The sequence below is a fragment of the Stenotrophomonas sp. HMSC10F07 genome (genome assembly GCF_001807895.1).
GTDB lineage: Bacteria > Pseudomonadota > Gammaproteobacteria > Xanthomonadales > Xanthomonadaceae > Stenotrophomonas > Stenotrophomonas sepilia.
In genome coordinates, this window is record NZ_KV791426.1 from 1 (window position 1) to 11,869 (window position 11,869).

Sequence of the window (11,869 nt, forward strand, 5' to 3'; positions counted from 1 at the left end):
CGATCTGCAGTAGATCCACGCCATGCGTGGATGCTGTTTGATGAACTGTCGGAATGTTCGATTCCGATGGTGATCCATCCACGCATGGCGTGGATCTACCAGGATTGATGCCGACCGTTGGCACATGGGGTCAGATCCGTTTTCCACAGGAAAACGGATCTGACCCCGGAAACAAAAAAATCCCCGGTCGACCCGCATCGACCGGGGATCTGGATCGCCACAGTGCCACGCCTTGGAGAGGCAGTTCCACCCTAGCGCATCGCGTGGCCGGCGGTGATCGCCTGTGGCGATGACGACCAAGCGCGTGGCTATCAGGCGGCGGCCAGGGCCTGCTCCAGGTCGGCGCGCAGGTCGCCGATGTGTTCAATGCCGATCGACAGCCGCACGGTGTCCTCACTGACGCCGGCCTTGGCCAGCTCCGCGGCATCCAGCTGGCGATGGGTGGTCGAGGCCGGATGGGTGGCCAGTGACTTCGCATCACCCAGGTTGACCAGGCGGGTGAACAGCTTCAGGGCATCGAGGAAGCGCGCGCCGGCTTCACGGCCGCCGGGCAGGCCGAAGGTCAGTACGCCCGAGCCGTGCCCACCCAGATAGCGCTGCGCGGCGGCATGCTCGGGATCGTCGGCCAATCCCGCGTAACGCACCCAGGCGACCTTGTCGTGCGCCTTCAGGAACTGCGCGACGGCCAGTGCATTGGCGTTGATGCGCTCCATGCGCAGGGCCAGGGTCTCGATGCCCTGCAGGATCAGGAACGCATTGAACGGCGACAACGCGGCACCGGTATTGCGCAGCGGGACCACCCGCGCGCGGCCGATGTAGGCCGCCGGCCCCAGTGCTTCGGTATAGACCACGCCGTGGTAACTGGGGTCGGGTTGGTTGAGGCGGGCGAAACGCTTCGGCTGCGCCGCCCAGTCGAAGCGGCCGGAGTCGATGATTGCACCGCCGAGGCTGTTGCCGTGGCCACCCAGGTACTTGGTCAGCGAGTGCACGACGATGTCGGCACCGTGCTCGAACGGGCGCAGCAGGAACGGCGTGGCCACGGTGTTGTCGACGATCAGCGGCACACCCGCGGCATGCGCGACCTCGGCAATGGCGGCGATGTCGGTGACGTTGCCGCGCGGGTTGCCGATCGATTCGACGAACACCGCCTTGGTGCGCTCGTCGATCAGCGCGGCGAACGCAGAAGGATCGGCCGGGTCGGCGAAGCGCGCCTGGATGGCATACTGCGGCAGCGTGTGTGCCAGCAGGTTGAGGCTGCCGCCATACAGCGCGCTGGAGGCGACGATGTTGTCACCGGCCTCGGCGATGGTCTGGAGGGCATAGGTGATCGCGGCCTGCCCCGAGGCCAGCGCCAGCGCACCGATGCCACCTTCCAGTGCGGCCAGGCGTTGCTCCAGCACGTCGGTGGTAGGGTTCATGATGCGGGTGTAGATATTGCCGGGCACCTTCAGGTCGAACAGATCGGCGCCGTGCTGGGTGTCATCGAAGGCATACGCCACGGTCTGGTAGATCGGCACCGCCACCGCGCGGGTGGTCGGGTCGGGACGGTAGCCGCCGTGCACGGCCAGGGTTTCCAGTTGCCACTGCGGTTCGCTCATTGCACCAGGCTCCATCCGGGGAAACCGCCACCATAGGCCAGCCCGCGCCCGCCACTGAAAGCCACTGGCGATGACGCCCGTACCGGCGGTTATCAGGTTGGCCGCGATTCAGGCAGTCGTCATGGGGCGCTGCTAGGCTGCGCCGCCGGGCGCTGCTGCCCGGGCACGGAGGCCCCACCCATGCAGCCATCGCCCTGGCATCCCACCACCAGCAGTTCGCCTACGTCGGTCATGCTGGTAGAGGACGACCGTCGCCTGGCCGAACTGGTGAGCGACTACCTCCACCAGCATGGCTTCGCCGTGCAGCACATCGCACGCGGCGACCTGGCCGGCGCCGCCTGCCGCCAGCACGCGCCGGAACTGGTGGTGCTGGACCTGATGCTGCCCGGCCTGGGCGGCATCGACGTGTGCCGCCAGATCCGCAGCTTCTCCGATGTGCCGATCCTGATGCTGACCGCCTGCGAGGACGACATCGAACAGGTGCTGGGCCTGGAATCGGGCGCCGACGACTATGTGCACAAGCCCATCGAACCACGCCTGCTTCTGGCCCGCCTGCGCGCCCTGCTGCGCCGCCGCCACGGCAGCAGCAACACCGGCACGCCCAGCCGGCTGATGCACGGTGAACTGCTGATCGACCGCATGCAGCGTGAGGTACACCTGCACGGTGCCACGGTGGACGTGGGCACCACCGAATTCGAGATCCTGTGGCTGCTGGCCAGCCAGCCGGGGCAGATCCTGTCCCGTGACCAGATCCTGCAGGCGGTGCGCGGTATCGGTTTCGACGGCCTGGACCGCAGCGTTGACGTCTGCATCGGCAAGCTGCGTCGCAAACTCGGCGACGATGCGCGCGAGCCGCGGCGGATCAAGACCGTGTGGGGCCGCGGCTACCAGTTCAATCCGTCGGCCTGGACGGCATGAAGCGGCTGTTCCTGTGGCTGTGGTTCATCACCGGCGCCTGTTTCCTGGCCTCGGTGTTCTTTCTCAACCGGGTGCTCGACAGCATCTATACGCCCGTGCAGGATCGCGTTTTCGTCCAGCAGGTGCGCGGGCAGGTGTACGCCCTGCGCAGCGGCCTGGCCGGCCTGGACGGTAGCCAGCAGCGTGAGCGCCTGCAGCAGTGGCAACCGCACTATGGCATCGCATTGACCCTGCTCGACAAGCCTCCCGCGCTGACCCCGCAGGAACAGGCAGCCGTGCAGGCCGATGGCTTCATCGTGCGCGATCAGTACCAGCAGGTCCTGCTGCCCATCGAAGGCATCGATGGTCGCTGGTTGCACCTGCGCGTGCCTGGCGCGGTGCAGATGACCACGTACATGACCATCGCGGCCTACCTCAGCATTCTGCTGCTGGTCGGCGCCAGCCTGTACGCCTGGGTACGCCTGCTCTGGCGCGATCTGGATGCCCTGCGCGTGCATGCCGACCGCATCGGCGCCGGCGATCTGCAGGCACGCGCGCAGGTCTCGCCACGCTCGCAGATCCGGGTCATCGTCGACCATTCCAACCGCATGGCCGCGCGCGTGGCCGAACTGGTACAGCGCCAGCGCGACCTGACCCATGCGATCTCCCACGAACTGCGTACGCCGATCGCGCGCGTGGCCTTCGGCCTGGACCTGATGCAGGACAGCGATGACCGCGAGCGCCGCGAACGACTGGCGCAGGGCCTGCATGGCGACCTGGCCGAGCTCAACCGGCTGGTCAGCGAACTGCTGGCCTACGAACGGCTGGAGCATCCCAGCGAGGGCGAACCGATGCAGCCGATCGAAGCCAACGACTGGCTGCAGGCCTGCCTGGCCGATGCCCGCCGCGATGCCGAACGTGCCGGCCTGGTGCTGTGCGTGCAGCCCAGCGCCCTGCCTCGGCTGGAAGCGGAACCGCGCCTGCTGCAGCTGGCGCTGAGCAATCTGGTCGGCAATGCCCTGCGCCACGCGCGCTCGCAGGTGGACGTGTCGCTGGTGAGTGTGGGCGGGCGCGCCTGCCTGCGCGTGGACGACGACGGCCCCGGCATCGCCGAGGCTGACCGCGAAAAGGTGGTCCGCCCGTTCACCCGCCTGGATGACAGCCGCAGCCGCGACACCGGCGGCTTCGGCCTGGGCCTGGCGATCGTCGGCCGCATTGCCGCACGCCACCACGGCGAACTGCGCATCGGTCGCGCCGCCCTCGGCGGCGCACGCCTGGAAATGCACTGGCCACTGGCTGCCAGCTGAACGCCCACGGGCGCAATTACAGTTGATTACAACTCCCGCACAACTGCGGACGGATCAGTCGCCGGCGTATCGCCACGCTAGCGACCCTGCAGCACTCGCCGGATGCGCGCGCTGCTTTCCTCCCATTGCCGAGAGTTTCCATGTCCCAGCTTCGCCGTTCCCCCGCCCTGCTCCACCTGGCCCTGTTGCCGCTGTTCGCCGCCCCGATCGCCCACGCCAAGGATGACCACTGGACCTTCGAGCTCGCCGCCGGCGGTGGCGTGGCGCCGCGCTACAGCGGCAGCGAGGAGTACCGTGCGACGCCTTCGCTGTCCTTCGATGTCACCTCGCCGGGGGGCTGGTTTCTGGGCACCAGTGGCATCGGCTGGGGCACGACCCTCGGCGAGCACACCCGCGTGCGTGCCTATGTCGGTGCCAGCGGCATCCGCAGGGACAAGGATTCGCTGCTCGGCGGTTCGGACTTCCTGCGCGGCATGGGCGATATCGATACCCGTCCCCTGGTCGGTGTCTCGGCTGGATATACGCTGGGGGAGGCCGTGCTGAGCGGCTCCTGGCAGTTCACCCGCAAGGACGAGGACAAGGCTGAGAACGGACTGGCTACCCAGCAGATCCACCTGAACCTGAGCATGCCGCTGTTCGACCTGGCCGGTGGCGTGGTCAGCGGCAGCGTCTCCACCGACTACGGCAACCGTGGCTACATGCAGACCTGGTACGGCGTCAGTCCGGAACAGGCCGCGCGCACCGGCTTTGCCGAGCACAAACCGAAGGCGGGCCTGGTCAGCGCCGGTGTCGGCCTGAAGTGGAGCCACCGCGCGGGCCGTAATGGCAACTGGTACATCTCGGCCGAAGGCACGCGCCTGCTCGGCGATGCCGCCGACAGCCCGATCGTGCAGAAGGCCAACCAGTTCGGCGTGATGAGCGGCTATACGCACCGCTTCTGATGCATGAAGGGCGCCGCGGGGCGCCCTCTTTCGCTGCGATCAGTGGCAGGCTTGTGCAGCGCCGCTGCCGCACAAGCCGACCTCGCGCAGCCAGCCGATCCACTGCACGACGTCGTCCTTCTCCGGCTCGGCGCGGAACGACTTCTGCACGGTGTGGAAGCCCTGCCTGCCCTGCATGCCCTTGATCCAGGTGAACTCCGGTTTGCCGGTGCCGGGGTTCAGCGGGCAACTGAGCATCAGCAGCGCGAATGGCCGTCCGCCCTCCTCGCCTTCGCGGATCCAGTGGCTCTGCGCTGCCGGACAGGCCATGCGCCACCCCGCCTCGATGATGCCGAGGAACTCGCGCGGACTCACATGGCCACTGTTCGGCGCATCATTGACAGTGACCATGTCGGTCCAGTCCTGCACGGTCTGGCCCTGCGGCACGTACTCGGTGATGCGGTTGCCTTGTGCGTCGGTGCTCTGGTGGGCCTGCTGGTAACCCTTCATCGGCGGCAGCTGGACCTGTTCGACGGCTGCAGCGTGTCCAGCAACAGCAGCGAGCGCCAGCGCCATGCAGAGTGAAACCCTTCGGGTAACGTCCATGCGGTTCTCCTCGTCCTTGCGAAAGTGAAACGGGATCATTGTGCCTTGCCAGGGCTTTGGTGGCGCGCCAGCCAGGGCAGGCGCGCCACCGGTTCAAGCCTTGGCGAAGACCAGGCGTCCCCCGTCGTTGCCGACTTCGATGGTGTCACCGTTGACGAAGGCACCGGACAGGATCTGCTGCGCCAGCGGATTCTCCAGCTGCGACTGGATCGCGCGCTTCAGCGGGCGCGCGCCATACACCGGGTCGAAGCCGACGTTGCCGAGCAGATCGAATGCCGCATCGGAGACCGCCAGCTTCAAACCGCGCTCGGCCAGGCGCTTCTCCAGCCCGCGCATCTGGATGCGTGCGATCTGCTTGATCTGCTGCTTGTCCAGCGGGTGGAACACGACGATGTCGTCCAGGCGGTTGATGAACTCCGGACGGAAGTGCGCCTGCACCACGCCCATCACTGCTGCCTTCATCTGCGTGTAGGCCTCCGGGCTGTCGTCGCTGCTCATGTCCTGGATCTGATGCGAGCCCAGGTTCGAGGTCATCACGATGACGGTGTTGCGGAAGTCCACCGTGCGGCCCTGGCCGTCGGTCAGGCGGCCATCGTCCAGCACCTGCAGCAGGATGTTGAACACATCCGGATGCGCCTTCTCCACCTCATCGAGCAGGATCAGCGAATACGGGCGACGACGCACGGCCTCGGTCAGGTAACCGCCTTCCTCGTAGCCGACGTAGCCCGGGGGCGCACCGATCAGGCGGGCGACGCTGTGCTTTTCCATGAACTCGCTCATGTCGATGCGGATCATCGCGTCGGCACTGTCGAACAGGAACTCGGCCAGCGACTTGCACAGCTCGGTCTTGCCGACGCCGGTCGGGCCGAGGAACAGGAACGAGCCGGCCGGACGATTCGGATCGGACAGGCCGGCACGCGAGCGGCGTACCGCATCGGAGACGACCTTGATCGCCTCTTCCTGGCCGACCACACGGTTGTGCAGCACTTCTTCCATGCGCAGCAGCTTGTCGCGCTCGCCTTCGAGCATCTTGTTGACCGGGATGCCGGTCCAGCGCGAAACGACCTCGGCGATCTCCTCATCGGTCACGCGGTCCTGTACCAGCTTGAAGTCCTTGTGCTCGGCTTCCTGCGCGGCGGCCAGCTGCTTTTCCAGTTGCGGCAACAGGCCGTACTGGATTTCGCTCATCTTGGCGAAATCCTGGCGGCGCTGCGCAGCTTCCAGCTCCAGCTTGGCCTGCTCGACCTGTTCCTTGATCTTGGTGGCGCCCTGCAGCGCCGCCTTCTCCGACTTCCAGATTTCATTGAGATCGGAGAACTCGCGCTCCAGCGCATCGATGTCCTTTTCGAGATCGGCCAGGCGCTGCCGCGAGGCTTCGTCCTTTTCCTTCTTCAGCATCTCGCGCTGGATCTTCAGCTGGATTACCCGGCGTTCCAGGCGATCCAGCTCCTCCGGCTTGGAATCGATCTCCATGCGCAGTCGCGAGGCGGCTTCGTCCATCAGGTCGATGGCCTTGTCCGGCAGCTGGCGGTCGGTGATGTAGCGGTTGGACAGCGTGGCGGCAGCCACGATGGCCGGGTCGGTGATTTCCACACCGTGGTGCACGGCGTACTTTTCCTTCAGCCCGCGCAGGATCGCGATGGTGTCCTCCACCGTGGGTTCGCCGACGAACACCTTCTGGAAGCGGCGCTCCAGCGCGGCGTCCTTCTCGATGTATTTGCGGTACTCATCCAGCGTGGTCGCGCCGATGCAGTGCAGCTCGCCACGCGCCAGGGCGGGCTTCAGCATGTTGCCGGCATCCATCGCGCCATCAGCCTTGCCGGCGCCGACCATGGTGTGCAGCTCGTCGATGAACAGGATGATCTGTCCTTCGTTCTTGGCCAGGTCGTTGAGCACGCCCTTCAGGCGCTCCTCGAATTCACCGCGAAACTTGGCGCCGGCGATCAGCGCGCCCATGTCCAGCGACAGCACGCGCTTGCCGCGCAGGCCTTCGGGCACTTCGTCATTGATGATGCGCTGGGCGAGCCCTTCCACGATCGCGGTCTTGCCCACGCCGGGTTCGCCGATCAGCACCGGGTTGTTCTTGGTCCGGCGCTGCAGCACCTGGATCGTGCGACGGATTTCCTCGTCACGGCCGATCACCGGATCGAGCTTGCCGCTCTCGGCACGCGCGGTCAGGTCGATGGTGTACTTCTCCAGCGCTTGCCGCTGTTCCTCGGCATTCTCCGACTGCACGTTCTCGCCGCCACGCAGCTTGTCGATCGCAGCCTGCAGGCGGGTCTTGTCGGCACCGGCGGCGCGCAGCGCCATGCCCAGCGTGCCGCCGTCTTCCAGCGCCGCGAGCACGAACCACTCGCTGGCAATGAAGGCATCGCCGTGCTGCTGGGCCAGCTTGTCGGTCTGGTTCAGCAGGCGCCCCAGGTCATTGCCCATCGAGACGTTGCCGGCCTGGCCGGACACCTTCGGCAGTGCATCCAGCGCCTCGGTCAGGCGCTCGCGCAGCACCGGCACGTTCACCCCGGCCTGGGCCAGCAGCGGGCGCGTGCTGCCGCCCTGCTGGTCCAGCAACGCGCTGAACAGGTGAACCGGTTCGATGATGCTGTTGTCGCGGCCCACGGCCAGCGACTGTGCGTCTGCCAGCGCCTGCTGGAAACGCGAGGTGAGCTTGTCCATCCGCATTGCGAATCCTCATCGGTCATCAGGGCCGGCCCGCGCCGGCGATGCTGGGAAGATGCGGTTGCCCCACCCCGTTTCAAGGGTGGCTGCGACTGCACCCCGAGGCCAGTCAGCCTGCGGCCAGCATGCCGGAACGGGTGTGGTCGGCGCGTTGATCCCGATCAGTTTGGCGCAGTGGACCGGTTTAGCGGGTGATCGCAGAGCGGAGCGCCCGCAACTGCTGCTTGACCGCCCGCGCCTGCGCGGCGTCCATGCGCAGCAGCGCCTTCTGCCCGATCGAGCGCGACTGCAGGGTGGAATCGACGAAGCGGTAGCGACCGCGCTCATCACGCTGCACCAATGGCGCCTGCACCAGTTCCGGGGTCTCCAGCAGATGGTCGATCACCGCCACCAGACGGTCGTTGAAGTAGCCCTCGGGCCGGCCCAGGTCGACGTAGGCCTGCTGGATCAACGGATAGAAGCGCTTGTACGCCGTAGCCGTTGCCGCTGGATCCAGCGCAGTGAAGGCCTGCACATAGGGCGCGTAACGCGCCGAGTTGCTTGCCGCGATGCGCTCCCCGCCCTCGCCAGGCTCGACCTGCAGGTTGCCCGGCAGCGGCCGTGCGGCCAGCGCCGTCGGCGGCACGCTTGGTTTGTCCAGGTTGTCGACCTGGGTGACCAGACGCTGGATCAGGTGATCGCGCAGCAGCAGGGTCATCGGGCCCTCGCCCTGGAACAGCTGGCTCAATGCGCCCCAGGCAGCCGCATCACTGTCGGCCAACTTGGGCAGCGCCGGGTCAGCGGCGGCCTCGGTGTCCAGCGGATGGCTGATCGGCGACGGTGCTGGCGCGGGGTCCGCGGCCGCCTGCGGTTGCGGCGGTGCGCTGGTGCTGGCGGGGGTTGAGTGCACCGGCACCGAAACACCGTCTGCCAGGTGCCTCAGCTGATCGCGGAACAACCAACCGCTCGCGCCGCCGATCACCACCACACCCAGCACCCAGGGCCATACCGCCTTTCCACTCTGCATGATGCAGCACCTCGTTTCACACGCATGGAGAAGGTGTGACCCCACCGGTTCCAGCCGGTTCCCTGCCTGTTCCGCTGCCGTTCGGCTTCGGCCCACGCCAAAGCCGCGCTCACGCCTGCTTTGCGTGCCGCGCGCGAGGCTGTGGGCCTCATCCTGCGGAGACACTGCCATGCAGTATGCGCTGTACTACTGGACCGGTATCCAGGGCCGTGGCGAGTTCGTGCGCCTGGCGCTGGAAGATGCCGGCGCCGACTACATCGACATGGCGCGGGTGCACGGTGATGCGGTGATGCAACCGTTTCTCGATGGCAGCAGTGACGGGGCACAGCCCTTCGCGCCGCCGTTCCTGAAGGCCGGTCGCCAGGTCATTGCGCAGGTCGCCGCCATCCTGGACTTCCTCGGCCCGACGCTGGATCTGGTGCCGCAGGCCGCATCGCGGCGGATGCAGGCGTTGCAACTGCAGCTGACCATCGCCGACCTGGTGGCCGAGGTGCACGACACCCACCATCCGATCGCCGCATCAAAATACTACGAAGAGCAGAAGACCGAAGCCAAGGCACGGGCCGCGTCACTGCGCCGCGAGCGCCTGCCCAAGTTCCTCGGCTATTTCGAGCAGGTGCTGGCCGCCAACGGTGGCCGCCATGCACTGCGCGAGCATTCCTATGTGGATCTGTCGCTGTTCCAGCTGCTGAGCGGACTGGACTACATGTTCCCGCGCCGCATGCAGGCACTGGCGCCCGCCGTGCCCCTGCTGCGTGCGCTGCAGGAACGAGTGGCGAAACGACCCAACATTGCCGCCTACCTGGGCTCGGAAAGGCGCCTGGCATTCAACACGAATGGCATCTTCCGCCACTACCCGGAGCTGGACGCCGAGCGGTAGTGCCGGCGGCTGGCCGGCAGAGCGCGCTGTAAGCAATCGCCGCTTGCAACACGCCCCTGTAGAGCCGAGCCATGCTCGGCTCAGAGCAGCCGAGCGCAGGCTCGCCTCTACAGAGCACCAGAAGTGGAAGAAGCGGTAGCGCCGGGCCATGCCCGGCGTCACCGGTCAATGATCGGTGCAATCACCCAGCGGCTTCACCGGCTGCTTCTGCAGCGACAGCAAGCCCAGCAGCACCGCCAGGGCCACGTAGGCACCGGCAAACTGCACACTGATGATGCGCGCCAATCCTTCCAGCTCCCACGGCAGGTAGATGCCGCCGCGCGGATCCACCGAGTGGATCAGGCCGAACAGGGTCAGCACCGCCGCCACCAGCAGGAAGCCGCAGGCACGGCGCAGGCGGCCATCGACCATCGCCGCCACCGCCGAAATCCACAGCATGGAGGTGATGATGAAGCCGTTGCCGAGGGTGAAGATCACCGCCAGCTCCGGCAAGCCGTGGCCGTCGAGCTTGGTCAGCAGCTGGGGCAGCTGATCCGGCGCGATCCAGCCCGGCGCCTTGATCGCCAGCAGGTAGGCCACCGACGGCAGGAAACCGAACACCATCGCGCCGGTATGGTGTCGCGGCGTGGCCTGGAAGGCCTGGGTGGTGATGTCGATGGCCACGTACACGATGATCGGTGCCAGCACCGCCAGCGGCAGCCACTGCACCAGCCCGGAGATGATGCCAAGCATGCCGCCGATGCCGACGAACAGGCCGGTCAGCAGCGTATAGCCGCTGCGCGCGCCCATGTGCTTGTACGCCGGCTGGCCGATGTACGGCGTGGTCTGCGCGACGCCGCCACAGACGCCTGCCACCAGCGTAGCCACCGCTTCCACCAGCAGGATGTCGCGGGTGCGGTAGTCATCGCCGGCCGCACGCGCGCTTTCAGAAACATTGATGCCGCCGACCACCATCAGCAGGCCGAACGGCAGCAGCAGCGGCAGGTAGGTCATCGCGGTGGGCAGGCCGTCGAGGAAGCCCAGTGTCGGCAGCGGCAGCACCACCTGCGGCGGCACCCACTCCGGTACATGGAAGCCGGGGGCGCCCAGCCCGGCCAGGCCCAGGCCGTAGTACAGCGCGGTGCCGAACACGAAGGCCAGCAGCACGCCCGGGCCTCGCACCGGCAGCTTGCCCTTGGCGATCAGCACATACAGCAGCAGGCCCAGCGTGGTGAAGCCGACCAGCGGCGAGCGCAGCGTCTCCAGTAGCGGCAACAGGCCCATCAGCACCAGCGCGATGCCGGCGATGGAACCCAGCAGCGCGGCACGCGGCAGCGCACGGGTGACTGCTTCACCGAAGAACGACAGAACGAACTTGAGCACGCCCATGATGACCAGCGCCGCCATGCCCAGCTGCCAGGTGGCGATGCCCGCCGCGTGCGGGTCCATGCCCTGCTGCTTGAACGCGATGAAGGCCGGGCCAAGCACCAGCAGGGCCATGCCGATGCTGGTGGGGGCATCCAGGCCGAGCGGCATGGCGGTGACGTCGTCACGGCCGCTGCGCGCGGCCAGCCGGCGTGCCATCAGGGTGTACAGCAGATTGCCTATCAGCACGCCGAAGGCCGTGCCTGGGAACATGCGGCCGAACACCACGTCGGCGGGGAACTGGAAGATCCCGACCAGGGCCATGGCGATGAAGCCGAGGATGGAAAGGTTGTCGACGACCAGGCCGAAGAAGCCGTTGAAGTCGCCGGCGACGAACCAGCGACGCGGTGCGGCGGAAGCGGGAGCGGACATGGAAGGGGCGGTGGGGGTGGGGACCGCCGATGGTAGGCCCAGCGGCGCCTGGGCGCCAATTCCGTCGTGGAATGATGGATTCCAGCCAACGGCGGGGCCCCTCGTGGCTGGGTTGGTCGCGGACAGCGGACCTCAGGGGGTTGGCCGGGCGGGTAGGCTGCGCAGGGGTCGCTGCAAGTACGTCCCTGTAAGCTCGGTCGCCG

At 67.1% G+C, this 11,869-nt stretch carries 9 protein-coding genes; 4 read left to right on the plus strand and 5 right to left on the minus strand.

Annotated elements, in window-relative coordinates; genetic code table 11:
* Positions 1–311: 311 nt before the first annotated feature.
* A complete protein-coding gene (locus HMPREF3114_RS15195) occupies positions 312–1,598 on the minus strand; it encodes an O-acetylhomoserine aminocarboxypropyltransferase/cysteine synthase family protein (protein ID WP_053500794.1) in 1,287 nt (428 codons plus the stop codon).
* Between the two features lie 180 nt (positions 1,599–1,778).
* Here HMPREF3114_RS15195 and HMPREF3114_RS15200 point away from each other — a divergent pair, with 180 nt between their 5' ends.
* The 3 genes from HMPREF3114_RS15200 (at position 1,779) to HMPREF3114_RS15210 (ending at position 4,743) form a co-directional block, all read left to right on the plus strand.
* On the plus strand, positions 1,779–2,516 hold the full coding sequence (locus HMPREF3114_RS15200; RefSeq protein ID WP_005418539.1) for a winged helix-turn-helix domain-containing protein: 738 nt from the start codon (positions 1,779–1,781) through the stop codon (positions 2,514–2,516).
* The gene (locus HMPREF3114_RS15205) at positions 2,513–3,802 is read left to right on the plus strand and encodes an ATP-binding protein (RefSeq protein WP_053500792.1); all 1,290 of its coding nucleotides are present in this window, start codon (positions 2,513–2,515) and stop codon (positions 3,800–3,802) included. The genes HMPREF3114_RS15200 and HMPREF3114_RS15205 overlap by 4 nt, the downstream gene beginning before the upstream one ends.
* 140 nt (positions 3,803–3,942) lie before the next feature.
* Complete coding sequence (locus tag HMPREF3114_RS15210; protein WP_053500790.1) at positions 3,943–4,743, plus strand: MipA/OmpV family protein; 801 nt, start codon at positions 3,943–3,945, stop codon at positions 4,741–4,743.
* Between the two features lie 39 nt (positions 4,744–4,782).
* Here the strand turns inward: HMPREF3114_RS15210 and HMPREF3114_RS15215 are convergent, their stop codons facing one another.
* The 3 genes from HMPREF3114_RS15215 to HMPREF3114_RS15225 all read right to left on the minus strand — a co-directional run bounded on the left by HMPREF3114_RS15215 (position 4,783) and on the right by HMPREF3114_RS15225 (position 9,010).
* A complete protein-coding gene (locus tag HMPREF3114_RS15215) occupies positions 4,783–5,328 on the minus strand; it encodes a hypothetical protein (protein ID WP_227838095.1) in 546 nt (181 codons plus the stop codon).
* Positions 5,329–5,421: 93 nt separating this feature from the next.
* A complete protein-coding gene (gene clpB, locus HMPREF3114_RS15220) occupies positions 5,422–8,007 on the minus strand; it encodes an ATP-dependent chaperone ClpB (protein WP_005418568.1) in 2,586 nt (861 codons plus the stop codon).
* 181 nt (positions 8,008–8,188) lie between these two features.
* On the minus strand, positions 8,189–9,010 hold the full coding sequence (locus HMPREF3114_RS15225) for a DUF3014 domain-containing protein (RefSeq protein WP_053500788.1): 822 nt from the start codon (positions 9,008–9,010) through the stop codon (positions 8,189–8,191).
* Positions 9,011–9,179: 169 nt separating this feature from the next.
* Here HMPREF3114_RS15225 and HMPREF3114_RS15230 point away from each other — a divergent pair, with 169 nt between their 5' ends.
* Entirely contained in the window at positions 9,180–9,890 is a 711-nt protein-coding gene (locus tag HMPREF3114_RS15230) for a glutathione S-transferase (RefSeq protein WP_053500786.1), read from the plus strand.
* Positions 9,891–10,055: 165 nt separating this feature from the next.
* On the opposite strand, the gene HMPREF3114_RS15235 is transcribed toward HMPREF3114_RS15230, so the two are convergent.
* Positions 10,056–11,666: a SulP family inorganic anion transporter gene (locus tag HMPREF3114_RS15235; protein WP_053500784.1), complete on the minus strand. Its 1,611-nt coding sequence runs from the start codon at positions 11,664–11,666 to the stop codon at positions 10,056–10,058.
* Positions 11,667–11,869: the final 203 nt, after the last annotated feature.

Bases quoted from the DNA above. Each gene is read 5' to 3' on its own strand.
- HMPREF3114_RS15195 (WP_053500794.1), bottom strand. From the start codon at position 1,598: ATGAGCGAACCGCAGTGGCAACTGGAAACCCTGGCCGTGCACGGCGGC.
- HMPREF3114_RS15200 (WP_005418539.1), top strand. From the start codon at position 1,779: ATGCAGCCATCGCCCTGGCATCCCACCACCAGCAGTTCGCCTACGTCG.
- HMPREF3114_RS15205 (WP_053500792.1), top strand. From the start codon at position 2,513: ATGAAGCGGCTGTTCCTGTGGCTGTGGTTCATCACCGGCGCCTGTTTC.
- HMPREF3114_RS15210 (WP_053500790.1), top strand. From the start codon at position 3,943: ATGTCCCAGCTTCGCCGTTCCCCCGCCCTGCTCCACCTGGCCCTGTTG.
- HMPREF3114_RS15215 (WP_227838095.1), bottom strand. From the start codon at position 5,328: ATGGACGTTACCCGAAGGGTTTCACTCTGCATGGCGCTGGCGCTCGCT.
- clpB (WP_005418568.1), bottom strand. From the start codon at position 8,007: ATGCGGATGGACAAGCTCACCTCGCGTTTCCAGCAGGCGCTGGCAGAC.
- HMPREF3114_RS15225 (WP_053500788.1), bottom strand. From the start codon at position 9,010: ATGCAGAGTGGAAAGGCGGTATGGCCCTGGGTGCTGGGTGTGGTGGTG.
- HMPREF3114_RS15230 (WP_053500786.1), top strand. From the start codon at position 9,180: ATGCAGTATGCGCTGTACTACTGGACCGGTATCCAGGGCCGTGGCGAG.
- HMPREF3114_RS15235 (WP_053500784.1), bottom strand. From the start codon at position 11,666: ATGTCCGCTCCCGCTTCCGCCGCACCGCGTCGCTGGTTCGTCGCCGGC.